This window comes from Hydrogenophaga pseudoflava (assembly GCF_031020795.1).
GTDB lineage: Bacteria > Pseudomonadota > Gammaproteobacteria > Burkholderiales > Burkholderiaceae_C > Hydrogenophaga > Hydrogenophaga pseudoflava_A.
Map to the genome: position 1 here is coordinate 295,314 of NZ_JAVHJP010000003.1, position 24,643 is coordinate 319,956.

27 protein-coding genes and 1 tRNA gene are annotated in these 24,643 nt (G+C 69.1%); 14 read left to right on the forward strand and 14 right to left on the reverse strand.

Translation table 11 applies throughout. The features are described 5' to 3' along the window. Positions 1–5: 5 nt before the first annotated feature. The 3 genes from coxB to RCO38_RS11020 form a co-directional block, all read right to left on the reverse strand. Positions 6–1,211 (reverse strand): cytochrome c oxidase subunit II, encoded by a 1,206-nt coding sequence (coxB, locus tag RCO38_RS11010; RefSeq protein WP_374694536.1) that lies wholly within the window; start codon positions 1,209–1,211, stop codon positions 6–8. Positions 1,212–1,303: 92 nt separating this feature from the next. Beyond that, the gene (locus tag RCO38_RS11015; protein ID WP_308328358.1) at positions 1,304–1,768 is read right to left on the reverse strand and encodes a DUF2244 domain-containing protein; all 465 of its coding nucleotides are present in this window, start codon (positions 1,766–1,768) and stop codon (positions 1,304–1,306) included. A 157-nt stretch (positions 1,769–1,925) separates the two neighbouring features. After that, positions 1,926–2,822, reverse strand: coding sequence for a biotin synthase (locus RCO38_RS11020; RefSeq protein WP_308328816.1), 897 nt, complete (start codon positions 2,820–2,822; stop codon positions 1,926–1,928). 60 nt (positions 2,823–2,882) lie between these two features. Between RCO38_RS11020 and RCO38_RS11025 the strand changes: the two genes are divergently transcribed. The 3 genes from RCO38_RS11025 (at position 2,883) to RCO38_RS11035 (ending at position 4,672) form a co-directional block, all read left to right on the forward strand. Continuing rightward, on the forward strand, positions 2,883–3,626 hold the full coding sequence (locus RCO38_RS11025; RefSeq protein ID WP_308328359.1) for a ComF family protein: 744 nt from the start codon (positions 2,883–2,885) through the stop codon (positions 3,624–3,626). A gap of 94 nt (positions 3,627–3,720) precedes the next feature. After that, entirely contained in the window at positions 3,721–4,194 is a 474-nt protein-coding gene (gene trmL / locus RCO38_RS11030; RefSeq protein WP_308328817.1) for a tRNA (uridine(34)/cytosine(34)/5-carboxymethylaminomethyluridine(34)-2'-O)-methyltransferase TrmL, read from the forward strand. A gap of 241 nt (positions 4,195–4,435) precedes the next feature. After that, positions 4,436–4,672, forward strand: coding sequence for a hypothetical protein (locus tag RCO38_RS11035; RefSeq protein WP_308328360.1), 237 nt, complete (start codon positions 4,436–4,438; stop codon positions 4,670–4,672). 7 nt (positions 4,673–4,679) lie between these two features. Here the strand turns inward: RCO38_RS11035 and RCO38_RS11040 are convergent, their stop codons facing one another. From RCO38_RS11040 to pcaF, 4 genes are all read right to left on the reverse strand, one after another. Continuing rightward, on the reverse strand, positions 4,680–5,135 hold the full coding sequence (locus RCO38_RS11040; protein ID WP_308328361.1) for a MaoC family dehydratase: 456 nt from the start codon (positions 5,133–5,135) through the stop codon (positions 4,680–4,682). Between the two features lie 71 nt (positions 5,136–5,206). Continuing rightward, positions 5,207–5,824 carry a ParA family protein gene (locus RCO38_RS11045; RefSeq protein WP_308328362.1) on the reverse strand — a complete coding sequence of 206 codons (618 nt, stop codon included), beginning with the start codon at positions 5,822–5,824 and terminating at the stop codon, positions 5,207–5,209. 30 nt (positions 5,825–5,854) lie between these two features. After that, the gene (locus RCO38_RS11050; RefSeq protein WP_308328363.1) at positions 5,855–6,619 is read right to left on the reverse strand and encodes a sulfite exporter TauE/SafE family protein; all 765 of its coding nucleotides are present in this window, start codon (positions 6,617–6,619) and stop codon (positions 5,855–5,857) included. Next, positions 6,616–7,818 (reverse strand): 3-oxoadipyl-CoA thiolase, encoded by a 1,203-nt coding sequence (gene pcaF, locus RCO38_RS11055; RefSeq protein WP_308328364.1) that lies wholly within the window; start codon positions 7,816–7,818, stop codon positions 6,616–6,618. The genes RCO38_RS11050 and pcaF overlap by 4 nt, the downstream gene beginning before the upstream one ends. 38 nt (positions 7,819–7,856) lie before the next feature. Between pcaF and RCO38_RS11060 the strand changes: the two genes are divergently transcribed. After that, positions 7,857–8,294 carry a DUF1841 family protein gene (locus RCO38_RS11060; RefSeq protein ID WP_308328365.1) on the forward strand — a complete coding sequence of 146 codons (438 nt, stop codon included), beginning with the start codon at positions 7,857–7,859 and terminating at the stop codon, positions 8,292–8,294. A 45-nt stretch (positions 8,295–8,339) separates the two neighbouring features. On the opposite strand, the gene RCO38_RS11065 is transcribed toward RCO38_RS11060, so the two are convergent. Further along, positions 8,340–9,008: a c-type cytochrome gene (locus RCO38_RS11065; protein ID WP_308328366.1), complete on the reverse strand. Its 669-nt coding sequence runs from the start codon at positions 9,006–9,008 to the stop codon at positions 8,340–8,342. Between the two features lie 128 nt (positions 9,009–9,136). On the opposite strand from RCO38_RS11065, the gene RCO38_RS11070 reads away from it, so the two are divergent. The 7 genes from RCO38_RS11070 (at position 9,137) to RCO38_RS11100 (ending at position 17,531) form a co-directional block, all read left to right on the forward strand. Beyond that, positions 9,137–9,991 (forward strand): AAA family ATPase, encoded by an 855-nt coding sequence (locus RCO38_RS11070; protein ID WP_308328367.1) that lies wholly within the window; start codon positions 9,137–9,139, stop codon positions 9,989–9,991. A 16-nt stretch (positions 9,992–10,007) separates the two neighbouring features. After that, positions 10,008–10,157, forward strand: coding sequence for a hypothetical protein (locus tag RCO38_RS11075; protein WP_308328368.1), 150 nt, complete (start codon positions 10,008–10,010; stop codon positions 10,155–10,157). Between the two features lie 15 nt (positions 10,158–10,172). Next, positions 10,173–10,397 (forward strand): hypothetical protein, encoded by a 225-nt coding sequence (locus RCO38_RS11080; RefSeq protein WP_308328369.1) that lies wholly within the window; start codon positions 10,173–10,175, stop codon positions 10,395–10,397. A 19-nt stretch (positions 10,398–10,416) separates the two neighbouring features. Further along, positions 10,417–11,604, forward strand: coding sequence for a vWA domain-containing protein (locus RCO38_RS11085; RefSeq protein ID WP_308328370.1), 1,188 nt, complete (start codon positions 10,417–10,419; stop codon positions 11,602–11,604). A 6-nt stretch (positions 11,605–11,610) separates the two neighbouring features. Continuing rightward, positions 11,611–13,530, forward strand: coding sequence for an autotransporter assembly complex protein TamA (locus RCO38_RS11090; RefSeq protein ID WP_308328371.1), 1,920 nt, complete (start codon positions 11,611–11,613; stop codon positions 13,528–13,530). Beyond that, positions 13,530–17,417 carry a translocation/assembly module TamB domain-containing protein gene (locus RCO38_RS11095; protein ID WP_308328372.1) on the forward strand — a complete coding sequence of 1,296 codons (3,888 nt, stop codon included), beginning with the start codon at positions 13,530–13,532 and terminating at the stop codon, positions 17,415–17,417. Before RCO38_RS11090 ends, RCO38_RS11095 begins: the two co-directional genes overlap by 1 nt. 39 nt (positions 17,418–17,456) lie before the next feature. Further along, a tRNA-Arg gene (locus RCO38_RS11100) sits at positions 17,457–17,531 on the forward strand. A 1-nt stretch (position 17,532) separates the two neighbouring features. On the opposite strand, the gene RCO38_RS11105 is transcribed toward RCO38_RS11100, so the two are convergent. Continuing rightward, positions 17,533–19,143, reverse strand: coding sequence for an ABC transporter permease (locus RCO38_RS11105; protein ID WP_308328373.1), 1,611 nt, complete (start codon positions 19,141–19,143; stop codon positions 17,533–17,535). Positions 19,144–19,177: 34 nt separating this feature from the next. On the opposite strand from RCO38_RS11105, the gene RCO38_RS11110 reads away from it, so the two are divergent. Both RCO38_RS11110 and pcp read left to right on the forward strand, forming a co-directional pair. After that, positions 19,178–20,284, forward strand: a complete 1,107-nt coding sequence (locus RCO38_RS11110) for an ABC transporter ATP-binding protein (RefSeq protein WP_308328374.1) — start codon at positions 19,178–19,180, stop codon at positions 20,282–20,284. Between the two features lie 8 nt (positions 20,285–20,292). Then, positions 20,293–20,961 carry a pyroglutamyl-peptidase I gene (pcp, locus tag RCO38_RS11115; RefSeq protein ID WP_308328375.1) on the forward strand — a complete coding sequence of 223 codons (669 nt, stop codon included), beginning with the start codon at positions 20,293–20,295 and terminating at the stop codon, positions 20,959–20,961. A gap of 45 nt (positions 20,962–21,006) precedes the next feature. Here the strand turns inward: pcp and RCO38_RS11120 are convergent, their stop codons facing one another. The 4 genes from RCO38_RS11120 to RCO38_RS11135 all read right to left on the reverse strand — a co-directional run bounded on the left by RCO38_RS11120 (position 21,007) and on the right by RCO38_RS11135 (position 23,162). Beyond that, positions 21,007–21,639 (reverse strand): cyclic nucleotide-binding domain-containing protein, encoded by a 633-nt coding sequence (locus RCO38_RS11120; protein ID WP_308328376.1) that lies wholly within the window; start codon positions 21,637–21,639, stop codon positions 21,007–21,009. An 83-nt stretch (positions 21,640–21,722) separates the two neighbouring features. After that, positions 21,723–22,130 carry a DUF2946 family protein gene (locus RCO38_RS11125; protein WP_308328377.1) on the reverse strand — a complete coding sequence of 136 codons (408 nt, stop codon included), beginning with the start codon at positions 22,128–22,130 and terminating at the stop codon, positions 21,723–21,725. Between the two features lie 20 nt (positions 22,131–22,150). Then, entirely contained in the window at positions 22,151–22,630 is a 480-nt protein-coding gene (locus tag RCO38_RS11130; protein WP_308328378.1) for a copper chaperone PCu(A)C, read from the reverse strand. Between the two features lie 136 nt (positions 22,631–22,766). Next, positions 22,767–23,162 (reverse strand): DUF2946 domain-containing protein, encoded by a 396-nt coding sequence (locus RCO38_RS11135; protein ID WP_308328379.1) that lies wholly within the window; start codon positions 23,160–23,162, stop codon positions 22,767–22,769. 96 nt (positions 23,163–23,258) lie between these two features. On the opposite strand from RCO38_RS11135, the gene RCO38_RS11140 reads away from it, so the two are divergent. Beyond that, positions 23,259–23,906 (forward strand): glutathione S-transferase family protein, encoded by a 648-nt coding sequence (locus RCO38_RS11140; RefSeq protein WP_308328380.1) that lies wholly within the window; start codon positions 23,259–23,261, stop codon positions 23,904–23,906. 6 nt (positions 23,907–23,912) lie between these two features. Here the strand turns inward: RCO38_RS11140 and RCO38_RS11145 are convergent, their stop codons facing one another. Then, positions 23,913–24,641 carry a lysophospholipid acyltransferase family protein gene (locus tag RCO38_RS11145; RefSeq protein ID WP_308328381.1) on the reverse strand — a complete coding sequence of 243 codons (729 nt, stop codon included), beginning with the start codon at positions 24,639–24,641 and terminating at the stop codon, positions 23,913–23,915. Between the last annotated feature and the right edge of the window lie 2 nt (positions 24,642–24,643).

Genomic DNA, 24,643 nt, shown 5'->3' on the forward strand with positions numbered 1-24,643 from the left:
CCGCGTCACTTGCGGGCCGCGACGATGTCGGCGGGCTGCACGATCTGTTCGGTCTTGTTGGACCAGCTGTTCTTGGTGTAGGTGATCACGGCCGCGATTTCGGTGTCGGACAGCTGTTTCCAGGCCGGCATGGCCCCGTTGTTGGCACCGTTGAGCAGGACGGCGATCTGCTTGGACTTGTCGGCGTCCAGCACGATGGGTGAGGCATCCAGCGGCTTGATCGGGCCTGCGCCCTTGCCATTGGCCTGGTGGCAGGCCGCGCAGTTGGCTGCGTAGACCGACTCGCCACGCTTGACCAGATCGGCCAGGTTCCAGACCTTGGACGGATCGTCCGCGGCAGCGGCCATCTTCTTCTTCTCACCCTCGACCCACTTCGTGTACTCCTCGGCGGTCACCACCTTGACGTGGATGGGCATGTAGGCGTGTTCCTTGCCGCACAGCTCGGCACACTGTCCGTAGAAGTCGCCGGTCTTCTCCGCGCGGAACCAGGTGTCGCGCACGAAGCCCGGGATGGCGTCCTGCTTGATGCCGAAAGCCGGCACCATGAAGGCGTGGATCACGTCGTTGGCCGTGGTGATGATGCGCACCTTCTTGCCCACGGGCACCACCAGCGGGTTGTCCACCTTCAGGAGGTAGTCGTCCGTGGCAGACGGTTTGCCGCTGTTGGACATCTCGCGGTGGCTGGTATCCAGGGTGGACAGGAAGCCGATGCCCTCACCTTCGCCCTTGATGTAGTCGTAGCCCCACTTCCACTGCATGCCCGTGACCTTGATGGTCAGGTCGCTGTTGGTGGTGTCCTTCTGGGCCACCAGCACCTTGGTGGCGGGCAGCGCCATGCCGATCACGATCAGCAGCGGCACGATGGTCCAGCCCAGCTCAACCCAGATCGGCTCGGGCAGCACCTGCGCCTTGTGCCCCACCGACTTGCGGTGCTTGAGGATGGAATAGAACATCACCCCGAACACCACCACGAAGATGACCGAGCAGATGACCATCATGAACCAGTGCAGCCAGTGCTGCTCTTCCGCGATCTTGGTCGCGGGCGGGGCAAAGTTGAGCTGGTTGACCGCCGGACCACCAGGCAGGTCGTTCACCGCATGGGCGGCCTCGGCCAGCCAGACCGAGGAGCCCAGAATCCAGGCAGAAGTCGTCGCACGCAGGCCACCGGAACGCTGGCGCAGGAAATCACCCATCTGTCTTGTCGTACTCACGTTGAACGCCTCAAATATAAGTATTGATTTATATCAATCCAATTAGACCAAAAACACCCTGAACGCCCTCTCAGGGAATACCCACACCAGCTTCAAGACTCTCTCAATGCCCGCCTGATTTCCTGGGCCAGCACCGGCCGCAATTCGGCCCTCACATACCGTCCGACTTCCGCCGAACGCCCTTCACCCCGAACCGTCACCAGCGACTGGAGACCAGACGGTGCGTCCACACTGACGGCATGGCCGGCGAACTCGACCCGCAGCAAGCGCCCGGCGTCCTCCCGCTCCACCACCAGCCGGCCGCGGCTCACGCAGATGTGCTCGCCATCGGTCGCATGGCGGGCATAGGCCAGAAAGGCCACACCCACCGCCACCAGCTCCAGCACGGAGAACGGCAACACCATCCAGGCACCGTGGGTCCAGAAGAACCCGGCCACCACCAGGGACAGCACGCTCAGCAACCCGTACATCGCCCCCAGCTGGCGAGGCGTGACCGAGCAGTTGCGCCGCAGCACCCAGTGGGTCCCGTCTGCGGTCACGCTTGCAAGGCGGTACATGTTGCATCTCCGGCCCCCATGGAACCGCCCGGAGCGTCCGACAAGGGATCACGCCTGCCGAAAAAACGGCGAGCAGAGTTTGATTTATGTCAATTGTAGCGACCAGAAACCGCCCGCCGCCCGCTGCACGGCATCCTTGCGGCCCTTCGCCGGTCGGTCAAGCGCGCCGGTTTCTGAGCATGGCCCGCATCTCGTCGACCGAAACCGACTGGCTCTCTCCCTGCCTGGGACGGGGCGCCGACTTGAACGCGTGCCCGTAGATGATCTCGAACCCCAGAGTCAGCCGCCCTTGCCCGTCGCGCGGACCGTGTCGCTCGAGCGTCGACTCGAGACGCGTGCGCCAGCCGCGCCCCCGCAGGGAGCGGAAACGGACCGCGGCCAGGTTCCGCCCAAAGCCACGCAACTCGTCGAGCATGGCAGCCGCGCTGCTGTATGTCAGCACGATGCGCTCCATGTCCATCACGGGCTCTGCAAACCCCGCCTGCACCAGCATGTCTCCCCAGTCGTGCATGTCGGTGAAGCTGTGGGCCGGCGGCGGCCATCCCTGCTCTTGGTAGACCGCCCGCAGCTCGCCCAAGCTGTCGGGGCCGAGGCAGGAGAACATCAGAAACCCGCCCACGTCGATGTGCCCGTGCCAGCGGCGCAACAGGGACTGGGGACGGGACTCCTGGTGCAGAACCATGTTGGCCCACAACATCGACACTCGTGCGTCCGGACCGGCGACAGCGGGTGCGCGGGAACTCCCCCACCCCAACAGCGAGCGAAGGGACCGTCCCGCCCGGCCCTGTAAGCGCCCCGGCACGCGCGGGTCTTCCGCGGACACCAGGCAGCGCGCCTGCGGCAATCGCTCAGTCAGGCTGCGATGCGCCTCCAGCCCGCCCACCAAGGGCTCCCAGTGCAGCCAGCTGGCCGGAGGCTCCCTGAACCACTGCAGGCGGTCCATCATGCGCCGCGCCACCTCTTCGTTCAGCCAGGGACTGGTCGCGTGCTCACGAAGGAGCCAGCGCCGCGCCGCGACGGGGTCGAGCCCGGGCACGGGTGTTTCTTCGGTCAAGGTGGTCACGGGAGTCGGTGGGCAGCCTGGTAGGTGCGGGCGCGACAGTATATTGGCCGCATGGGAGTTCTGACCGCCTTGCTGGACCGGCTGCCCGGGCCGCCCGCCATCTGCCAGGTCTGCGGCAGTTGGCCGGCGGAACCGGTCTGTGCGGCGTGCCGTCTGCGCCATGCGCCGTCACTGGGACGGTGCGGGCGCTGCGCGCAACTGCTGACCGAAAGTGCATCTTTGTGCGCTGAATGCCTGACCGCGACCGAGCCCTCGTCCGTGCAGCGCTGTCTGGCCGCCGTGGACTACCGCTTTCCCTGGGACGGACTGATTGGTCGCTTCAAGTTTCGCGGGGAATCGGGCTGGGCCGCACCGCTCGGAGACCTCATGGTGCAATGCGCCACCCGGCAGGATTTCCTTGCACCGGACATGTTGCTGGTACCGGTGCCCGTGACCCCGGCGCGACTGGCCCAACGGGGCTACAACCAGGCTTGGGAGCTGTGCCGTGTGATCGGCCGGCGAACCGGCCTCCTGGCCATGGCAGAAGCCCTGGTGCGCCTTCGTGACGCGCCGGACCAGCATCACCTGCCGCGCGCGCAGCGCTTGGGCAATCTGCAGGGCGCATTCGTGGCCCATCCGCTCCATGCGTCTGGCCTGGCCGGGAAGCGGGTGGTGCTGATCGACGACGTGCGCACCACGGGCGCCACCTTGCACCATGCGGGGCGCGCGCTTGTACAGGCGGGTGCGATCGAGGTGCGGGCGCTGGTCCTGGCACGGACTCCGCAGGGCGCAGAGGACGGAAGGACCCCGCCCTGACACCTCGCGATATGCGCTTATGATCGCGCCCACCAAGGGGGTAAAGGACAAGGCCGGACCACCGGCCACAGCGTTGAATGCCGCGCCTCGCCTCATGTTCCACGTCGTTCTGGTCACACCGCAGATCCCGCCCAACACCGGCAATGTGATCCGCCTGTGTGCCAACACGGGATGCCGTCTGCACCTGATCGAGCCCCTGGGGTTCTCGATGGACGACAAGCAGATGCGTCGCGCCGGACTCGATTACCACGAATACGCCAGCGTCCAGCGCCACCCCGGCTGGACACAGTTCCTCGACACCGCCCGGCCCGACCGTGAGCGCATGTTCGCGCTCACCACCCGAGGGCAGGCGCAGGCCCATGCCCAGCGCTTCATGCCAGGAGACTGGCTGGTCTTCGGATGCGAGACCGAAGGTCTCTCCGCCAGCGTGCGCGAGGATTTCGCTCCGGAACGCCAGTTGCGTCTTCCAATGCGAGAAGGCCAGCGCAGCCTGAACCTGTCCAACGCCGTGGCGGTACTTGTTTACGAAGCCTGGCGTCAACAGGGTTTCGGAGAGACAAAACCGTGATGCATGTCACTTTCACACTGAGGGAAGTCCCCCACATTTTTGGGCTGGGGTCGCCCACAATACGCGGAGTTCTTCGCCCGTCGCCCCGGGCGACGTGTTCCCCTTTTGCTTCTTCTGAAGACGCCCCGTCCCTGCGGGCAATCCGGAGGTTTTCTTGATAGCGACGCTGACCAGGCTCTTCAAAGGCAAGGCCGCTCCCGGAAAGGGCGCGAGGGCTGTGCCGAGCCTGAAAGATCTCCAGGTGATCCGTTCCGCCCTGCTGCAGACCGTGGCGGACTGCGACGGCATTTCAGTACACCGCCTGCGGCACAAGATCGAGCACACCCAGACCGTGCAGGACCTCTGGCTGCTGCGCAACGACGCCTACCAGCTCATCTCCCAGGCCACCAGCCAGACGGTGGCGGCCGAGCGCATCAATGCCCTGCTGGCGGTGTTCGAGGGCTGGGTCGATGCGCGCCAGCTGGGGCGCATCCGTTGATCACAGCTCAGGGATAGCGCCGCACCAGGGCCTCGGCCACACACACCGGCTTCTCGACTCCCTCGCGCTCGACGGCCACCGACCACGCCATCTGCAAACCGTTGCCCTCGATCGGCGTGGCCGACTGCAGGGTCATGCGCGCCCGCAGGCGGCTGCCCACCGGCACCGGTGCGGTGAAACGCACCTTGTTAAGCCCGTAGTTGACACCCATGCCGCCCTGGCGGATCTCGAACGCCGAATCAAAGAACACCGGCAGCAGCGAGAGGGTCAGGAAGCCGTGGGCAATCGGCGAACCGAAGGGACCCGCGCGGGCGCGCTCCACATCCACATGGATCCACTGGTGGTCACCGGTCGCGTCGGCGAAGCGGTTGACCTGCTCCTGGGTCACGGTGACCCAGTCGCTGGTGGCCACTTCCTGTCCCACACAGGCGGCGAGTTCGTCGAGGGTGTCAAAGCGTCTCATGGACGACGACTCTAGGGCCGGGACCCCGCGGGGCGCTGTCGGCACCGCGACAGTCACGGCGCCGGTCACGGTCAACGGTCCAGCCAGTCGCAGATGTCGCGCCACTGCTCCAGGTCCTTCTCCACCCGACCGGGCGCCACGTCGAACAGGGTGAGTCCGCGCGCGGCCAGATGGATGTAGTTCTGTGTGTCGCGCAGGTAGCCCAGCACCGGCAGACCCAGCCCGTTGACGAATTCGTGCAGCTTGTCGGCCGCAATCGTGCGGGCATCGACCCGCATGCCGACGATACCCACCTGCAGATGGCCCGCATGCTTGGACTGCGCCAGCTCGTCGAGAAACGCGCGCGTGGCGTAGATGTCGAAGATGCTCGGCTGCAGCGGCACCAGCACCTTGTCGGCGTGCCGCAGCGCGTCCTTGGCGAGCGCGCCGTGCAGGCCGGCGGGCGTGTCCAGCACCACGTGGGTGGTGCCCTTGGGCGGCTTGCCCACGTGGTCGCCCGAGACGTCCCAGCTGAGAATCGGGCGTGCGGCGGCGGGCCGCAGGCCCAGCCAGAGCTTCGAGGACTGCTGGCGGTCGGCATCGCCCAGCATCACGGCGTGGCCGCGGCTGGCCAGGTAGCCGGCCACATTGGTCGACAGGGTGGATTTGCCCACCCCTCCCTTCGGATTTGCGATCACCACCACCGGCATACGGACCTCCTCGGGCGCATGGAACGCCGGCTATGTTAACGGGCGTGCATCCCACAACAGCTTGAGAGCGGTGAGGAACATGCCCGCATAGACCATGCGGTAGAACAGCACCTGGTTGATGCGGTGCGCGATGCGCACACCGACCCACACACCGATGGGTGCGAATGGCAGCAGTGCCAGCGAGGTGGCCATGTTGCGCCAGTCCAGCAGGCCCAGCCAGGCGTAGGGCACCCACTTGGATAGGTTGATGAAGAAAAAGAAAAAGGCCATAGTGCCGGTGAACAGCACCGGCCGGAGCTTCAGCGGGATCACGTAGGCGTTGATCGGCGGCCCACCGGCGTGGGCGATGAAGCTGGTGAAACCCGAAGTGGCCGTGAGGACGGCCCCCAGCCACTTCGGCGGCGGCGGGCTGTCGGCGCGGGGGGGAAACAGCAGGCGCTGCGCCAGGAAGAGCAGCGTCACCAGTCCCACCACCCCCGCGACCACCCGGGCGTCCAGCGCACGAAACATCAGGGTGCCCACCCCAACGCCGGCCAGCCCAAAGGGCAGCAGGAACTTCAGCAGGGCGCGGTCCACGTCCTTGCGGAAGGCCGCCATGCCCAGCAGGTCCATCACCAGCAGCACCGGCATCAGGATCGCCGCGGCTTGCGGCACGCTCACGGCCAGCGCCATCATCGGCACCGCAAGCGAGCCAAAGCCCGCGCCAAATCCGCTCTTGCTTACGCCCAGCAGCAGCACCGCCGGAATCGAGACCACGTAGAAAAACGGGTCGGTGATCAGGGGCAGCGCGCTCACACGCGCTCAAGGATCAGCGCAATACCCTGGCCCACGCCGATGCACATGGTGCACAGCGCGTAGCGCCCGCCGGTGGCGTGCAGGCGGTTGACGGCCGTGGTGGCCAGGCGCGCTCCGCTGGCGCCCAGCGGGTGGCCCAGCGCGATGGCGCCGCCCCAGGCGTTGACGCGCTCATCGGTGTCCTGCAGGCCCAGCATGCGCAGCACGGCCAGTCCCTGCGCGGCGAAGGCTTCGTTGAGCTCGATCACGTCCATCTGCTCCAGCGTGAGTCCGGTCTGTGCCAGCAGCTTCTGCGTGGCCGGCGCCGGGCCAATGCCCATGATGCGCGGCGCCACGCCCGCGGTGGCCATGCCCACAATGCGTGCCTTCGGTGTCAGGCCCTGTTTCGCGGCCGTGGCCTCATCGGCCAGCAGCAGGGCGCAAGCGCCGTCGTTCACGCCACTGGCGTTACCGGCCGTCACCGTGCCATCGGGCCGTACCACGCCCTTGAGTTTGGCCAGCGCGTCCAGGCTGGTCTCGCGCGGGTGCTCGTCGGTGTCGACGACGACCGGGTCGCCTTTCTTCTGCGGGATGCTCACGGCGCAGATCTCGCGCGCCAGGTGGCCGGCCATGATCGCGGCCACGGCCTTCATCTGGCTGGCCAGGGCCATACGGTCCTGTGCGTCGCGCTCAATCTTGAAATCGGTCGCGACGTTCTCGGCCGTTTCGGGCATCGAATCGACGCCGTACTGGGCCTTCATCAGCTTGTTGACAAAGCGCCAGCCGATGGTGGTGTCGTAGACGGCGTTGCTGCGGCTGAAGGCGCTCTCGGCCTTGGGCATGACAAAGGGGGCGCGGCTCATGCTCTCGACGCCACCGGCGATCATCAGGCCCGCTTCACCGGCTTTGATGGCACGAGCGGCCGTCCCCACCGCGTCCAGGCCCGAGCCACACAGACGGTTGATGGTGGCGCCCGGCAACTCCAGTGGCAGGCCGGCCAGCAGGCCGCTCATGCGGGCGACGTTGCGGTTGTCCTCGCCGGCCTGGTTGGCGCAGCCGTAGAGCACGTCGGTGACGGCTCCCCAGTCGACGTTCGGATTGCGTGCCATCAGGGCCCGCAGCGGAACGGCGCCGAGGTCGTCGGTGCGGACCGAAGAAAGTGCGCCGCCGTAGCGGCCGAAAGGGGTGCGGATGGCGTCGCAGATGAATGCCTGTGGCATGGTGTGTCTCCTCGAAAAACATGCAGGATAATGCATCCATGTTCAGTCCGTCTCAAGCCGATGTCCGGCGCTTCTTCTGTGCCGTGCACACCAAGCAACAGTCCGGCGAGGCCATGGAGGCCATCGAGATGCTGGCCGGCCAGTGGATCGCCGAGCACCCGGAGTACCACCCCACCCTTTCGGATGTCGATGCCGCACTGGACCGGATGGGCACGCCCGGCGACGGCGGCCAGGAAAACCCCTTCCTTCACCTGTCGATGCACCTGTCGATCAGCGAACAGTGCAGCATCGACCAACCCCCCGGCATCCGCCAGGCGGTGGAGTTGCTGACCGCGCGCCGCGGCGACCTGCACGCCGCCCACCACGAGGTCATGGAATGCCTGGGCCGCATGATCTGGGAAAGCCAGCGCTCGGGCCGCCCGCCCGACGGGCAGGCCTACATCGACCAGGTGCGGCGCCGCGCCACCCAGGACTGAAAAAAAAGCCGCTCACGGAGCGGCCTTTTCATGGGCGGGCAGAGGTCAGCGGAAGCGCGACTGCGGCACCGTCTGCAGGTCGCCGTCCAGCGAACCCAGGTACTTGGCGATTTCGCGCATCTCGGCGGGCTTGAACTGCTTGGCGATGCCCGCCATCACACCGTTGGAACGGCCGACCACGTTGTTGCCTTCGACCGTGTAGGACTTGAGCGCGACGTAGAGGTAGTCCGCGTGCTGGCCGGCGATCTTGGGATAGCTCGGATCGATGGGCTTGGCGAAGTTGGCGCCGTGGCAGGAGGCGCAAGCGCCCTTCTGGATGAGGGCGGCGGCCGCGGTGTTTGCGGTCTTCGGGGTGTCGGCGGGGGTCGCACCGGCCTGGGCCGAGTAGAACGCGGCCAGATCGGCCATGTCCTGCTCGCTCAACGAACCGGCGATGCCGCGCATGGACGGATGCTTGCGGTCGCCCTTCTTGTAGGCGGTCAGCGCGGAGACGATGTACTTGTCGGACTGGCCCGAGATCTTGGGAACCTTGTGGATCTCGGGGAAGCTGTTCTGGTAGCCAGCGATGCCGTGGCAACCGATGCACATTTCAGCCTTCTTCTGACCGGCTTCGGCCGAACCGGTCACGCCTTGCGCCTGGGCAGCCGAAACCGCTGCAAGAAGGGTCGCAGCGGCGACAACAGTACGGGCGAACGTAGGCAGCAGTTGGATCATTTTGCAAGCACAATGAAGTGGACGATTGATAAAAATCAACCAACGATTATATAGACTCGACCATCAACAACGGCTTATTGATAACCCTGACCCACAGGCCCATCCACCGCCCATTCCCCCGCTCCTCCATGAAGTTCCAAGGCTCTGAAAACTACGTCGCCACGCAAGACCTGATGCTGGCGGTCAACGCCGCCATCACGCTCAAGCGCCCGCTGCTCGTCAAGGGTGAACCGGGCACCGGCAAGACCATGCTGGCCGAGGAGGTGGCACAGGCGCTGGACATGCCGCTGCTGCAGTGGCACATCAAGAGCACCACCAAGGCGCAGCAGGGCCTGTACGAATACGACGCGGTGAACCGCCTGCGAGACAGCCAGCTCAACACCGCCGACAGCGCCGAGCGCGTGCAGGACATCCGCAACTACATCGTGCAGGGCGTGCTCTGGCAGGCATTCACCGCGGATCAGCCGGTCGCCCTGCTGATCGATGAAATCGACAAGGCCGACATCGAGTTCCCCAACGACCTGCTGCGCGAGCTCGACCGCATGGAGTTCTATTGCTACGAGACGCGCGAACTCATCAAGGCCAAGCACCGCCCCCTGGTGTTCATCACCTCGAACAACGAGAAGGAACTGCCCGACGCCTTCCTGCGCCGCTGCTTCTTCCACTACATCAAGTTCCCCGATGCCGACACGATGAAGAAGATCGTGGATGTGCACTTCCCCAGGCTCAAGGACGAGCTGCTGACGGCAGCGATGAAGACCTTCTACGACGTGCGCAACCTGCCCGGACTGAAGAAGAAGCCCAGCACCAGCGAACTGCTGGACTGGCTCAAGCTGCTGATGGCCGAGGACATCCCGCTCGATGCGCTGCAGAGCGCAGACAACAAGGTGTCGATCCCGCCGCTGGTGGGCGCCCTGCTCAAGAACGAGCAGGACACGACGCTGTTCGAAAAGCTGGTGTTCATGAACCAGAGGAACCGGTGAAGGAGGATCAAGTCCCATGATGAAAAAAATTGCCTGCATCGCCGCGCTTTTGGCATTGGTCTCGGCCTGCTCAAGCCCTGCAAGTGGCGGGCGCTGCGACAAACCCAAGCGCAGCGATGGCTCCCAGCCGTACGACCCCTACTGCAGCGGCGAATACAACAAGTAAGAAGCCGTCAACGTCATGAGCGACACATCCCGCCTGCTCAAGGAAGGTCTGTCCGACGCCGTCGGTTTCGTCGGTGGTGCGCTCGCGGCCTTCTGGATCGCGCGGGTGCTGGGCTTCGACCTGTTCGCGGATGGCTACGGCGGCGGCAGTATCGGCGCCATCGTGGCGATCGGCCTCGGCGGCGGGCTGGGCCTGCAGATTGCGCGGCGCTGGCGGGCGGCCAATGCCGGCAAGGACTGAGGTCCGACGGAGGATTCACATGCTGATCGACTTCTTCTACACCTTGCGCGGGGCCAGGTTGCCGGTCTCGGTCAAGGAGTACCTGACGCTGCTCGAAGCGCTGAAAGCGGACGTGGTCGGGCCGACCAACCCCGAGGCCTGCACCATGGACGACTTCTACTTCCTGGCCCGCACCGCGCTGGTCAAGGACGAGAAGCACTTCGACAAGTTCGACCGCGCCTTCGCGGCCTACTTCAAAGGCGTGGAGATGATCGCGGACTTCAGCAAGCCCATCCCCGCCGACTGGTTGCGCCAGGAGATGGAGCGCATCCTCTCCGACGAGCAGAAGGCCAACGCGCCCAGGATGGACTGGGACGAGCTGATGGAGACGCTGAAGAAGCGGCTTGAAGAGCAGAAGGAACGGCACGAGGGCGGCAGCAAGTGGATCGGCACCGGCGGCACCTCGCCCTTCGGCCACGGCGGCCACAACCCGCAAGGCATCCGCATCGGCGGCAAGGGTGGCAACAAATCGGCTGTGAAGGTCTGGGACCAGCGCGCCTACCGCGACTATGACGACACGCAGGAGCTGGGCACGCGCAACATCAAGGTGGCGCTGCGCCGCCTGCGCAAGTTCGCGCGCGAGGGGCACGATCTGGAGCTGGACCTGCCCGACACCATCCGCGCGACCGCCGCCAACGCCGGCTGGCTGGACATCAAGATGATTCCGGAGCGGCACAACAACGTGAAAGTGCTGCTGCTGATGGACGTGGGCGGCACGATGGACGAACACATCCAGCGCGTCGAGGAGCTGTTCTCCGCCGTCAAGGCCGAGTTCAAGCACCTGGAGTTCTATTACTTCCACAACTGCGTCTACGACTACATGTGGAAGAACAACAAGCGCCGCTACGCCGAAAAGTTCCCGACCTGGGACATCATCCGCAAGTACAACAAGGACTACAAACTGATCTTCGTGGGCGACGCCACCATGAGCCCCTACGAGATCCTGCAGCCCGGTGGCAGCGTGGAATACAACAACGAGGAAGCGGGCGCGGAGTGGTTACAACGGCTCACACACGCGTTCCCGAAATTCGCCTGGATCAACCCGGAACCTCAGGGCGTGTGGCAGTATCGACAGAGCATCAGCATCGTCCAGCAACTCGTGGGGCAGCGCATGTTCCCGCTGACCCTCAAGGGGCTGGAAGACACGATGAGAATGCTCTCGAAATAAGCCTGCATGACCCTCACCCCCCGGCGCCGTGTGGCTTCCACACGGCTTTTTTGTCTGTTGTCGCTGCTGCTCCCGGGCCTGCCGCTGCAGGCGGCGGAGCCCGGGCACGGCGGCCCGCCGGAGACCAGCGACGCCCGCACTGCGCCTGAGCGTTTCGCAATCACGCTGCAGGCGCCGGGTGATCTGCAGGCCTTCCTCCTGCGCCACATCGAGCTGCAGCGCTACCGCCACCTGACGGACCTCGACAGCGGGGAGCTCGACCGCCTGCTGCTTGCCGCACCCGACAACCTGCGGCAGTTGCTGGGCACGCAGGGCTTCTTTTCTTCCGAGGTGGAGGTCACCCGCCGGCCGGGCGGCCCGGCGCTGGGCGAGGTGCTGATCCGCATCGAACCCGGCCGGGCCACCCGGGTGACGTCCTCTGCGGTCTATTTCAGCGGCGACATCGCCAGCCACGCAGGGTCCGAGGAACAGCGTGAGACCGTGCGCCGCCGCAGCCAGCAGGCGGTGGGACAGACTTTTTCACAGGCGGCCTGGGACCGCACCAAGTCGGACACCCTGCGCCTGCTCAGCAGCGAGCGCTACCCGCGCGCGCGCATCGCCAACAGCCTGAGCGACATCGACGCCATCGGCCATGCCGCGCACTGGCACATCGAACTCGATTCCGGCGCACCGGTGCAGATCGGCGACGTGCGGGTGGAGGGCGCCGAACGCTACGACCCGCGCACGGTCGAGCGCCTGGTGCGGCTGGCCGGCCTGCGCCCGGGTGCCGACTACAGCCTCTCGCGCCTGCAGGACGCGCAGCAGCACATCGCCGACACCGGTTACTACAGCTCGGTGTTCGCCTATGTGGATCTGGATCAAGCGGGTGAGCCCGGCACCCCGGCGCCGGTGGTGGTGCAGGTGCGCGAGGCACCGCTGCAGAAGGTGGTGCTGGGCATCGGCGGCAGCACCAACAACGGACCGCGCCTCTCGGCCGAGCACCAGCACCTGCGCATGCCCCTCCTGGGCTGGCAGGCGCGCAGCAAGCTGCAACTCGAACGCAACGACCAGCTGCTGTCCACCGACTGGAGCGCGCCCGTCGAGGACGATGGCTGGCACTGGCTCACGGGCGGGCGCCTGGCGCGGCAGATCGACGGCGACAGCACCGTCTCCAGCCTGCGACTGAGCCTGGGCAAGGCACAGAACAGCCCGCGCATGGACCGGCGCTACTTCGTCCAGTACGACCGCGCCCGCACGGTGAACACCGCGCTCGCCAGCCTTTCATCGGACGGCAACGAGGCGGCCGTGTCGGTCAACTACGGCTGGACCTGGCGCCGCTTCGACCAGTTGCCTTTCCCTCAGAGCGGGTACGGCCTGGGCCTGACGCTGGGCGCCGGCACCACGCTGGGCAGCGAACGCAAGCCGTTTCTGAGCACACAGGCGCGCTGGCTGGCGTACTGGCCACTGGACCGCCTGCCCAGCCTCGGAACGGCGCCCATGGAGCCCGGCACCTCCCCGCCGCCCAGCCGCAACGGCCGGCTCGCCCTGAGGCTGCAGGGTGGCGCGCTGCTGGCCGACACCACCGCCCGCATCCCCGACACGCAGCTGTTCCTCACCGGCGGCGACAACACGGTGCGCGGCTACGGCCTGCGCGACATCGGCGTGCCCCAGGCCGACGGCAGCGTCGCGCCGGGGCGCTACATGGCGGTGGCCAGCTTCGAATGGCAGCGCCCGATCTGGCGCGGCGGCGTGCGCACCGACTGGGAAGGCGTGCTCTTTGCCGACGCCGGCATCGTGACCAACCAACCCGCCCACACCAGCCCCAAGGTGGGCGTGGGTGCCGGGCTGCGCTACAACAGCCCGGTGGGGCCGCTGCAGCTGGACCTGGCCTACGGCCTGGGGCCCAAGCGCCTGCGCGTCCACCTCAACGTGGGGTTCAGTTTCTGATGCGGGCGGTGGTTCGGACCGGGCTGTGGCTGGCGGGCGGCGCACTGGTGCTGCTGCTCGCAGCGCTGGTCGCGCTCTGGCTCTGGGCCGACACGCCCGGCTCGCTTGCGCGGGCCCTGGGCTGGGCCGAACGCTGGACCCAGCAGGCGAGCGCATCACCAGGCCGCCTGCACACCGAGAGCGTCGAAGGCAGCCTGCGCGGCGGTGGGCGCATCGGCACGCTGCGGTGGTCGCAGGACGGCTTCTCGGTGCAGGCCGAAGGCGTGTCCCTGCAGTGGGGCGACGCGCTGTGGACCGACGCGCTGCGCGGCCGGGGCCTGCACATCCCGTCGCTGGCCATCCGCAGCCTGCGGGTGGACGACCAGCGGTCACCCACGCCAAGCGAGCCGCCGACCGACCTCAGCCTGCCGCTGCCCTTGAGCCTGGGGTTCTCGGTGGACCAGTTCGAGCTCACGGGCCGGCAGGCGCTCAGCGCCTCGGAGATCGTCGGGCACTACCGCTACGCCGCGCTGTCCACGCCCACGGAGGCGCCCACCCTGCCCGACACACCGGGCGTGAACGCCGCGCACCGGCTGCGACTCGATTCGCTGCAGTGGGCCGAGGGGCGCTACCGCGGGCAGCTCAACCTGGGCGCGCAGGCGCCGCTGCCCCTGGCGCTGGCGCTTCAAGGCGAGGTGCGCGGCCGTGTGCCCGACGGCACCACCCTGTCGTTGCACGCCGCGGCCAGCGTCAGCGGCACGCTGGCCGGCGTGGGCGCGGCGCTCGACATCCGGGCCCAGGCACAGCCCGCCGACGGTGCCACCGGTCCGGACGCCACCACCTTGTCGCTCACCGCCCGTGTCCTGCCCTGGGCCGACCAGCCCCTGCACAGCGCCGACGCGAACGCGCGCGCGCTCAACCTCGCCCTGCTCTGGCCCACCGCGCCGGTGACGGCGCTGAGCGGGCAGTTGAAGGCGCAGCCCGACGGCGACGGCTGGCGCGCCCGGGTGCAGCTGGACAACGCCCGCGAGGGCCCCGCCGACCAGCGCGGCCTGCCACTGCAGCAACTGCAGGCCGACGTGCGGCAGCTTGGCGACCGCTGGACCGTCAGCGCACTGCAGGCGCGGCTGGGCGGCGGCACCTTGCAGGGCCAGGCCTCGTTCGCCTTGGGCACGGCGGGTGGAGCGGGCGCCACGGCCCTCACCGACTGGCAGGGCGAGCTGCAGGCCAAAGGCGTGCAAGCCACACGGCTGTGGAGCACCCTGCCACCCGGCGTGCTCGACGGCAGCGCCAGCGCGCGCGCCGCGCCCGCTCCCGCGCCGGCCGGTGCCATCGACCTGCAGGCGCAGCTGGCTGCGGTGGGCGCGCGGCTGCAGGGCCAGGGCCGGCTGGAACCGGCTCAGCGCAGCCTGCAGGGCCGCTGGGGCCTGGACCTGCCCGGGGCGCGGCTGGATTGGGACGGCCAGGCGGCCCACGGCAGCGGACAGGGCGAACTGCGCGCGCGGCTGGACAACCCGTCCCGCCTGCTCGACTGGGTGCGCGGCCTGCGCAGCCTGCCGGTGTGGAGCGCGTCGGCGCGCGATGCGCTGGCCTCGCTGGACCGGCTGCGCGTCGACAACGGCGTCAACGCCCGGCTGCAGTGGTCGGGCGGCCTGGCCGCGCTGGGCTGGCCGGCACCCGCCACAGCGTCCACACCGGCCTCGGTCCCACCGCCCCGGCTGCAAGCCACACTGAACCTGCCCGGTCTCGGCTGGCAGGGCGGTGACGGCGCCGCACCGCTGCGCCTCGACGGCGTGGTGCTGAACGCCAACGGCCCGCTGGACGCCCTCGCCCTCACCGCCGCCGGCGCTGCCACCACCGGAGGCTGGCGCCTGGGCCTGGACGCCGGTGGCCAGCTGGGCATCGCCCTCGCCAGCGGCCGGCTCGACCTCGCCCGCCTGCAGCTGCGCCTGGGCCCCGAGCCGGCGTCGGCCCGTGTGCCCGGCTGGCGGCTGGCCAACACCACCCCGCTGCGGCTGGCGTGGACCCTGGACCCGACCGCGGGTCCGGCCCTGGACGCGGGCACCGGCGCGCTGGCGTTGAGCCCCCTGCCCGGCACGGCGACCGCGCCCGACACCCCACTGACCCTGGACTGGCAGCGTCTGGTGTGGCAGGCCGACACCCTGGACACACGGGGCCGGTTGCAGGGTCTGTCGCTGCCCTGGCTGGAAGCCTTCGCGGCCCTGGGGCAGGCGCCGCCGTCCCCTCTGGCCTCGAACGGCCTCGGCGGCGACCTGGTGCTCGACGGCGACTGGGACCTGCGCCTGCCGGCGAACGCCGCCGACACGCTCACCCTGGCCGCCAGCCTGCAGCGGCGCAGCGGCGATCTGCGCTGGAACGGCGGCAACGGCGGCCCGGAGGCGCCCCTGTCGGCCGGGGTGCGGGACGCGCGCCTGAGCCTGAACGTGCAGGACCGGCGGGTGCAGGCGGCGCTGCGCTGGGACACCGAGCGCCTGGGCCAGGCCAGCGCAGACCTCTCCAGCACACTCGGCAGCGGGAGCGCGGGCAGCGACGACCCGCTCGAACGCTGGTGGCCCGCCAACGCGCCCCTCAGCGGCTCGGCGCAGGTGCGGCTGCCGCAGGTCGGCGTGTGGTCGCTGCTGGCGCCGCCCGGCTGGCGCATGCAGGGCACGCTCAGCGCCGACGCCCGACTGGGCGGCACGCGCGGATCGCCCGCATGGACCGGCAACCTGCAGGCCGACGAGCTGGCGCTGCGCTCCGTCGTCGACGGCATCGCGTTCACCAACGGGCAGTTGCGCGCCACCCTCGCTGGCGAGCGCATCCGCGTCGATCGCTTCAGTCTTCAGGGCCCGGGGGGCGCGGCCAGCGGCGGCACGCTGGAAGCCAGCGGCCAGGCCGAGTGGCGCAGCGTGCCGGGCAGCCTGCTGCGCCAGCCCTACATCGAGCTGAAGGCGCAGGCACAGCGGCTGCGGATCTCCAGCCGTCCCGACCGCCGCCTCACGCTCTCGGGCGATGCCAGCGCCACGCTGGACGGCCGCCTGCTGCAGCTGCGCGGCCAGCTCAGGGCCGACTCGGCCCTGTTCATCCTGCCCGACGAAAGCACGCCCAGCCTGGGCGACGACGTGGTGGTGCGCAGCACGCGCGACCTGCCGGTGCCCGCCGGCACCGGCCAGCGCGTGCAGCCGGACGTCTCGGTCACACTGGACCTGGGGCCGCAATTCGAGGTGCGCGGCCAGGGCCTGGAAGCGCGGCTGGAAGGACAGCTCAGCGTGCGCGCCACGCCCGCCCTGCCGACGCCGCGGGTGCTGGGCGAGGTGCGCACGGTCAATGGCACCTACCGCGCCTACGACCAGAAGCTGCGCATCGAGTCGGGCGTGCTGCGGTTCACCGGCCCCTACGACGATCCGGCGCTGGACATCCGCGCCGTGCGCGTGCTGCCGGAGAACACCAACCAGCGCGTGGGCGTGCAGCTCAGTGGCAACGCCCAGGCCCCGCGCGTGTCCCTGTTCGCCGACCCGGACCTGCCCGATGGCGACAAGCTGGCCTGGCTGGTGCTCGGCCGCCCGGCCTCGGCCGCGGGTGCCCAGGCCTTCGTGCTGCAGCAGGCGGCTCGGCGCCTGCTCTCGAGCGGCGGCGAGCCGCTGGACGGCGCGCTGGCGCGCACGCTGGGCATCGACGAAATCGGCTTCTCGGGCTCGGGCACCAATGCCGATGGCACCACCACCGGCGCAGCCCTCACGCTGGGAAAGCGCCTCTCCAGCGACCTCTACCTGAGCTATGAACAAAGCCTGGCCGGCGCCATGAGCACGGTGTCCATCCTGTACGACCTCTCGCGCCGCCTGACCCTGCGCGCAAGGGCCGGGACCGAGAACGCAGTCGACCTGATCTTCACGCACCGCTACGACTGATCGGGCCCTGCGCCGCACATACAATGCGGGCTCTCTGCCGCCGCCATAGTTCAATGGATAGAACGAGCGCCTCCTAAGCGCTAGATACAGGTTCGATTCCTGTTGGTGGTACCAGTCAGCGCTGGCGCAGCGTGCGCGACAGCATGATCACCGGCACCAGCCCCACCAGCACCAGCGTAAGGGCCGGCAGCGCCGCCTCCCCCAGACGCTCGTCGCGCGCCAGCTGGTAGGCCACCACCGCCAGGGTGTCGCTGTTGAAGGGCCGCAGCACTAGGGTGGCGGGCAGCTCCTTCATCACGTCCACGAACACCAGCAGCGCCGCGGCGGCCGTCGTGCGCCGCAGCAGCGGCCAGTGCACGCGCAGCGCGAGTGCGGCGCCGGTAGTCCCCAGCATGCGCGCCGAGTCGTCCAGGCTGGCGGGGACGCGCGCGTAGCCGCTCTGCACCGACTGCAAGGACACGGCCGTGAAGCGCACCAGATAGGCCCAGACGATGCCCAGCACGGTCGCTGTCACCCAGTAGCCGATGCTGCCCTCGGGGAAGGCCTTCTGCGCCCAGCCCACCGGCAGCAGCAGACCGACCACGATCACCGCGCCCGGCACCGCATAACCCAGGCCCGCCAGCTGCACCACACCGCGGGTCAGCACGCCGGGCCGGGTGCGCACGGCGAACGCCAGCAACAGCGCCAGCACCGTGGCCGCCGCCGCGCTGATGGCGGCCAGGCGCACGCTGTTGCCAGCCCACTGCACGAACGAGGTCCAAGGGAGCTCGTCCCAGCCACCGATCAGCGGACGCAGCATGAACAGCACCGGCAGCACGAAACCGAACAGGATGGGCAGCGCGCAGGCCAGCCAGGCCAGCGCCGACCGGCCCCCTGCCAGGCGCACCGGCTGCGCATCGGCGCTGCCGGCGCGCTGGCCGCGCAGCGAGGCAAAGCGCATGCGCTGCTGGGCCCGGCGCTCGAGCCACAGCAGCAGCGCCACCAGCGCCAGCAGCATGGTGGCCAGCTGCGCCGCAGCCAACGGCATGTCCATGGCCAGCCAGGCCTTGTAGATCCCGGCGGTGAAGGTCTGGATGCCGAAGTAGCTGGACACGCCGTAGTCGGCCAGCGTCTCCATCAGCGCCAGCGCCACGCCGGCCGCCACCGCCGGGCGCGCCAGCGGCAGCGCCACCTCGCGGATGCGGCGCGACAGCGGTGCGCCCAGCAGCCGGGCCGCTTCCATCAGCTGCGCCGCGCGCTCGGTCAGCGCCGTGCGCGCCAGCAGGTAGACATAGGGGTAGAGCGAAAAAGTGAAGACCCAGACCGCGCCGGCGGTGTTGCGGATTTCGGGGAACACCCGCCCGCGCAGACCGAAGCTCTCGCGCATCCACACCTGAAGCGGGCCGCTGAACTGCAGGAAGTCGGTGTAGGCGTAGGCCACGACGTAGGCCGGCATGGCCAGCGGCAGCAGCAGCGCCCACTCGAACACGCGCCGCCCCGGGAAGTCGAACAGGGTGACCGCGCTGGCAGTGGCCATGCCCACCACTGCGACTCCCAGCGCCACGCTCAGGCACAGCACCAGCGAGGTGGCGGTGTAGTCCGGCAACACGGTGCGCGACATTTCCGCGAGCACCTCGCGCGCCGCGGCGTCGAACTGGGACCACGACGCCAGCAGCGCCAGCACCGGCAAGGTCAGCGCCAGGGCCAGCAGCAGCAGACCAACGGTGGAGGTAATGCGGGACAACACAAATGAGAATTGTAGTTATCTACAATGGACCACCATGTTCCTCCAGGTCAGCCAGCTCAGCGTCCAGTACCCCGGCTCGTCCCACCCCGCGGTGGACAGCGTCACGCTGGGCCTGCGCGCGGGCGACATCGGCGTGTTGATCGGTCCCTCGGGCTGCGGCAAGACCACCCTGTTGCGCGCCGTGGCCGGGCTTGAGCGGGCCCACTCCGGCAGCATCACTCTGGAAAGCGAGACTGTCAGCGACGCCTCGCTGCACGTGCCCGCTGAGAAGCGGCGCATCGGCATGGTGTTTCAGGACTACGCGCTGTTCCCGCACCTGGACGTCGGCCGCAACGTGGCGTTCGGCATCGCCCGATTGCCGCGCGCCGAGCGCGAGCAGCGCGTGGCCGAGGTGCTGGCGCTGGTGGGTCTGGACGGCATGCAGGCGCGCTACCCGCACGAGCTCTCCGGCGGCCAGCAGCAGCGTGTGGCGCTGGCCCGCGCACTGGCGCCGCGCCCGCGCCTGTTGCTGCTGGACGAGCCCTTCTCGAACCTCGACGTCGACCTGCGCGAGCGGCTGGCGCACGAGGTGCGCGGGATCCTCAAGGCGGCCGGCGCGACCGCCCTGTTTGTCACGCACGACCAGTTGGAGGCGTTTGCCATCGGCGACCTGATCGGCGTCATGCACGAAGGCCGGTTGCACCAGTGGGACGACGCCTACGCGCTCTACCACCGGCCGGCCACCCGCTTCGTGGCCGAGTTCATCGGCCACGGCGTGTTCGCCCCGGCGCAGATCCAGCAGGTGGCCGGCGAGGTCATCGTGCAGACGCCGATGGGTGCGCTGCTGGACGTCGAAGAATGTCCGCTGCCCACGGCCTACGAGGCCGGCCTGTGCGACGTGCTGCTGCGCGCCGACGACATCGTGCACGACGACGCCGCGCCGGTGAAGGCGCAGATCCTGCGCAAGGCCTTCCGGGGCTCGGAGTTCCTCTACACGCTGCGCCTGTCCAGCGGCGAGACGCTGATGACCCACGTGCCCTCGCACCACAACCACGCCATCGGTGAGTGGATCGGCATCCGGGCCGAGGTGGACCACGTCGTCACCTTCGAGCGCGGCGCCTCGGCCACCACACCGCCGGCGCCGGGCGTGCACCTGCGCTGAGGCACCCCGTGGCGGGTGCCCGGACCCCACCCTCCATCCTGCTCACCGGATTCGAGCCGTTCGGTGGCGAACGCGTCAACCCCAGCGCACTCGTCGCGCACGCACTGCACGGCGAGCACATCGGTGGCTGGCCGGTGACCTCTCTCGTGCTGCCCTGTGTGTTCGGCGAGGCCATCGCTGCGTTGGAACAGGCGCTGGCGACCCAGCGGCCGGCCCTGGTGATCGCCCTCGGCCAGGCGGGCGGGCGAGAAGCCGTGACGGTGGAGCGCATCGCCGTCAACCGGGACGACGCACGCATCCCGGACAACGCAGACGTGCAGCCGCTGGACCGGGCGGTGGTACCGGGTGCCCCGACGGCCTATTTCAGCCGCCTGCCCGTCAAGGCGATGGTGGCGGCGCTGCAGGCCGACGGCGTGTCGGCGGCCGAGTCGCTGAGCGCCGGCAGCTTCGTCTGCAACCACCTGTTCTATGGCCTGATGCACGCCCTGCGGCGGCGGCGCAGCGTGCAGGCCGGTTTCGTGCATCTGCCCTGGCTGCCCGAGCAGGTCGCGGAGCGCCCCGGGGCCTTCGCGCTCCCGCTCGACACCCAGGTGGGCGCCGTGCGCGGCCTGCTGGCCACGGCGCTGCAGTGGCGCGGCCGGGGCGATCTGCAGCGCGTGGGCGGGACGCTGGACTGAGCCTGCTGCGCGTGTGAGGAACCGCCCGGCCCAGTGGCCGGCGGTTCATGACAGGGCCCCCCCCGCCATGGACGGCGGCACCCAGGGCGCAAGCCCCTCCGACGACACCAGGGGCAGCGGATGGGCGCGGACCGGACCACTCTTGCGGCGGCGCGGGGGCAGCAGCTGGGCCAGACCGCGGCACACGGTCTCGGCCTGGGCATCCACCATCTGGGCCAGCTCGCGCAGGGCCGGCAGGGCCGAACGCAGCGCATCCGCGCGCGCCCCGTCGACCTCCTGGGCGCTCTGCCAGGGCAGGCCCAGGAGCTGAAGCAGGCAGGCCAGCCGCGAGAGCACGTTGCCGGTGCGCAGTGTGGCCATGTCCTGGCTGCGCATCTGTTGCTGGAACAGGGCCTCGCGCAGCAGGGACTCGCGGTCGGTCTCACTGGGCACGGGCACTGGCGCCAGCCGGCAGTCGGTGAAGGCGCTGGCAGTGAACGGACAGGGCTGATCGCACAAGGATTCGATGCCCACCAGATCGCCCGGCAGTGCGATCAGCACCGCCAGACGCGAGGGGCCGCTCTCGCGGTCCAGGCGCACCGTGCCTTCGAGCACACGCCACAGGGCGCTGGTGGCGCCGGCCTTGAACAGTTCTTGACCGGCGGACAGGCGCACCGGTTCCTTCACGGGATTCGACATCACAACTCCGGAAACAGACTTCACCAGGCCGGGTGCTCCGCTGCGCCCTGGCCCACGGGGGCGGGCCTCGGCCCGCCGGTGCATCAGCCCGGGAGCGGAGGACCGCGCGCCGCGGCGCACGGCGCCTCGGCGGAACGGAGTTCGGTGGAGAGAAACCAGGGAGTGGGCCAGCCCGGCGTCCCGGCGGCCGTCAAGGGCTTGCCGGGCAGCAGGGGTGCAAAGCGCTCGGCGGCGAGTGTGCAGTGGCCGCAGAGATCGAGCGCGGTGGCGCCTACGCTGTCCGGCGTGGCTGCCGGGCCTCTGCCCAGTTCGCTCGCCAGCACCCACTGCATGCCCTGCGCGGTGCACAGCGCCACCCAGTTCAGCCTGTCCTGCGGGACACCCGAGGCCACCGCGCGCGACACCGCGGGCGCCAGCGTGGCCAGCATCAGTGCGGCCACCAAGCCGCCCGACAGGCGCCGGGACAGGTGGTGCCAGGACAGGAGGTTCATCAGGCTTCGACGGCCTGTGGTCAGTGCTTGTGCCCGGCGGCCGGCGCGGGCTTGCCGGCCATGCCCTGCATGGCCGCGATCGGCTTGACCGGGGCCTTGACCTCCACCGTCTCGCGCTTGCCGTCCTTGCCTTCGAACACCAGCGTGACCGGCACCACGTCGCCCTCCTTCACCTGGGCCTTCAGGTCCTGCAGCATCACGTGGTAGCCGCCGGGCTTGAGCTCGACCGGCTGGCCGGCCGGCAGCGCCAGGCCGGGGACCTGGCGCATCTTCATGACGTTGTTGTCCATCGCCATCTCGTGGATCTCGGCCACACCGGCGACCGGTGACTTGATCTCGACCAGTTTGCTGTCGGCCTTGGCGGTCAGCTGCATGAAAGCGCCGGTGGCCTTCTGTTGTGCCACGGTGGCGCGGACCCAAGGGTCCTTGATCTCGACGGAGGACTGGGCCAGGGCGCCGGCCGAGGCGGCGATGAGGGCGATGCTGATGAGGTATTTCATGGGAACTCCTGGGATGACGAACGAGGGATGGCGCCGGGGCGCCGGATGGGACGGGACGAGAAAGGGGACGCGGGGGCGCGAAGCCGGCCGGATGCGAGGGCGGGCCCCGCGTGGGGGCGCGCCACGGCGCGGGACTTCAGCGGCTCAGCGGGGGCGCCCGGGAGCGGGCGGTCGCCCAGACCGTGTCGGTCAGGGGTGCGCGGTAGAACGCGGGCGGCTGTTCGGCCGGGGGAACCGGCACCACGGTGACAGCCTGCACCGGTGGCAGGCCGCTGGCCCCGCTGTGCAGGGTGCACCAGGGGCAGTGCGGGCTGGCATCGGCGCCGTAGGGCTGCCCGTCGGTCTTCTGCGACCGCTCACCGGCATCGGCCTGGACCCAGACCATGCCGGTCGTGGTGCATATCTCCAGCCAGTCGGCCCGCTCGCTGCCGCCCATCCGGGCCTGAGCAATGGTCGGCGCGAGCGCACCCAGCAGCATGGCCACGATGGCCAGCCAGGCGGCAAAACGGCGACGCAGGCGCAGGAACGGCATCGGGCGATGGTAACAGCGCGGTCCGGTTGGCGACGCATGCCGGCCAGCCCGCGGCCCTACGATGCCGACGTTCGACCCACCCTCAGGAGACACCCCATGCTCACCCTCTGCGGCTTCTCAGCCAGCAACTACTACAACAAGGTCAAGCTCGCCCTGCTCGAAAAAGGCGTGCCGTTCGAAGAAGAACTGGTCTGGGTCGGCCAGTCCGATCTGTCCGCCAGCCCGCTGGGCAAGGTGCCCTACCTCAAGACCGATGAAGGCCCGCTGTGCGAGTCGACCGTGATCCTCGAATACCTGGAGGCGAAGTACCCCGAGCACCCGCTGCTGCCGGCCGACGCGTTCGCCGCCGCCAAGGCGCGCGAACTGCTGCGCTTCATCGAGCTGCATCTGGAGCTGGTGGCGCGCAACCTCTACCCCGAGGCCTTCTTCGGTGGCAAGGTCAGCGACGCCGCCAAGGAAAAGGCCGGCCAGCAGCTGGAGAAGAACGTGGCTGCCTTCGCGAAGCTGGCAAGCTTCCCGTCCTTCATCGGCGGTCCCGAATTCACGCTGGCCGACGTGGGGGCCGCGGTGCACCTGCCGCTGGTGAGCAGCGCCAGCAAGATCATCTACGGCAAGGACGTGCTGGCGGACCTTCCGGTGCGCGACTACCTCAAGCGCCTCGGCGAGCGGCCCGCGGTGCAGAAGGTCAACGCCGACCGCAAGACCAATACCGAGCTGATGCTGGCGCGCGCGAAGGCGAAGTAAGAAAAATCAGCCCTCGCGCAGTGCGGTCACAGCATCGCGCAGGTCCTGCGCCCAGCTGCGGCGGTCGCGGCCCTGGGCGCGCTGAGGCTCGCCGTAGTGCACCACCGCCACCACGTCGGTGGCGCGCAGCGTGTTCCACAGCGACTGCAGCAGCGTGGTGTCGCCGATGAACAGCGGCGCGTCGTGTCGCCGGCCGTGCACCGGATCGACATAGCTCAGCCCCACCGGCAGCACGGGAGCCTCGGCCGCGATGGCGGCCTGGATCAGATTGGCGTGGAAGGGCAGCAGGATCTGGCCGTCGCCGGTCGTGCCCTCGGGGAACACCGACAGGATGTCGCCCCCGCGCAGGTGCTCGGCCATCTTGTGCACCACACGCATCGCATCGCGACGGCTCTCGCGCTCGATGTAGAGCGTGCCCGCGCCGGTCACCAGCGCGCCGATCACCGGCCAGGCCTTGACGTCGGCCTTGGACACGAAGTGCGACGGTCGCGCCGCGTTCATCACCAGGATGTCGAGCCAGGAGATGTGGTTGGCCACCACCAGCAGGGGGCCGTGCGCCGGCGGCGTGCCGCGCACCTGCAGCGTGACACCCAGGATGTCCAGCATCTGCCGGGTCCACTCGCGCACCAGCAGGTCGGTGGCCTCGGGCGTGAGCTTTCCGAACTCGCTGCGGATGGTCCACAGGCCGCGCAGCACGTGGCCCAGGGCGCGCAGGATGCGCCACCCCGCGGCCATGA

What these genes read in the sequence shown, in the direction of transcription:
- RCO38_RS11080 (WP_308328369.1), top strand. Translation starts at nt 10,173, where the DNA reads ATGAGCGACACATCCCGCCTGCTCAAGGAAGGTCTGTCCGACGCCGTC.
- RCO38_RS11070 (WP_308328367.1), top strand. Translation starts at nt 9,137, where the DNA reads ATGAAGTTCCAAGGCTCTGAAAACTACGTCGCCACGCAAGACCTGATG.
- RCO38_RS11140 (WP_308328380.1), top strand. Translation starts at nt 23,259, where the DNA reads ATGCTCACCCTCTGCGGCTTCTCAGCCAGCAACTACTACAACAAGGTC.
- RCO38_RS11025 (WP_308328359.1), top strand. Translation starts at nt 2,883, where the DNA reads ATGGGAGTTCTGACCGCCTTGCTGGACCGGCTGCCCGGGCCGCCCGCC.
- pcaF (WP_308328364.1), bottom strand. Translation starts at nt 7,818, where the DNA reads ATGCCACAGGCATTCATCTGCGACGCCATCCGCACCCCTTTCGGCCGC.
- RCO38_RS11090 (WP_308328371.1), top strand. Translation starts at nt 11,611, where the DNA reads ATGACCCTCACCCCCCGGCGCCGTGTGGCTTCCACACGGCTTTTTTGT.
- RCO38_RS11045 (WP_308328362.1), bottom strand. Translation starts at nt 5,824, where the DNA reads ATGCCGGTGGTGGTGATCGCAAATCCGAAGGGAGGGGTGGGCAAATCC.
- RCO38_RS11085 (WP_308328370.1), top strand. Translation starts at nt 10,417, where the DNA reads ATGCTGATCGACTTCTTCTACACCTTGCGCGGGGCCAGGTTGCCGGTC.
- trmL (WP_308328817.1), top strand. Translation starts at nt 3,721, where the DNA reads ATGTTCCACGTCGTTCTGGTCACACCGCAGATCCCGCCCAACACCGGC.
- RCO38_RS11095 (WP_308328372.1), top strand. Translation starts at nt 13,530, where the DNA reads ATGCGGGCGGTGGTTCGGACCGGGCTGTGGCTGGCGGGCGGCGCACTG.
- RCO38_RS11125 (WP_308328377.1), bottom strand. Translation starts at nt 22,130, where the DNA reads ATGAACCTCCTGTCCTGGCACCACCTGTCCCGGCGCCTGTCGGGCGGC.
- RCO38_RS11060 (WP_308328365.1), top strand. Translation starts at nt 7,857, where the DNA reads ATGTTCAGTCCGTCTCAAGCCGATGTCCGGCGCTTCTTCTGTGCCGTG.
- RCO38_RS11130 (WP_308328378.1), bottom strand. Translation starts at nt 22,630, where the DNA reads ATGAAATACCTCATCAGCATCGCCCTCATCGCCGCCTCGGCCGGCGCC.
- RCO38_RS11015 (WP_308328358.1), bottom strand. Translation starts at nt 1,768, where the DNA reads ATGTACCGCCTTGCAAGCGTGACCGCAGACGGGACCCACTGGGTGCTG.
- RCO38_RS11065 (WP_308328366.1), bottom strand. Translation starts at nt 9,008, where the DNA reads ATGATCCAACTGCTGCCTACGTTCGCCCGTACTGTTGTCGCCGCTGCG.
- RCO38_RS11040 (WP_308328361.1), bottom strand. Translation starts at nt 5,135, where the DNA reads ATGAGACGCTTTGACACCCTCGACGAACTCGCCGCCTGTGTGGGACAG.
- RCO38_RS11135 (WP_308328379.1), bottom strand. Translation starts at nt 23,162, where the DNA reads ATGCCGTTCCTGCGCCTGCGTCGCCGTTTTGCCGCCTGGCTGGCCATC.
- RCO38_RS11110 (WP_308328374.1), top strand. Translation starts at nt 19,178, where the DNA reads ATGTTCCTCCAGGTCAGCCAGCTCAGCGTCCAGTACCCCGGCTCGTCC.
- RCO38_RS11120 (WP_308328376.1), bottom strand. Translation starts at nt 21,639, where the DNA reads ATGTCGAATCCCGTGAAGGAACCGGTGCGCCTGTCCGCCGGTCAAGAA.
- RCO38_RS11075 (WP_308328368.1), top strand. Translation starts at nt 10,008, where the DNA reads ATGATGAAAAAAATTGCCTGCATCGCCGCGCTTTTGGCATTGGTCTCG.
- RCO38_RS11145 (WP_308328381.1), bottom strand. Translation starts at nt 24,641, where the DNA reads ATGGCCGCGGGGTGGCGCATCCTGCGCGCCCTGGGCCACGTGCTGCGC.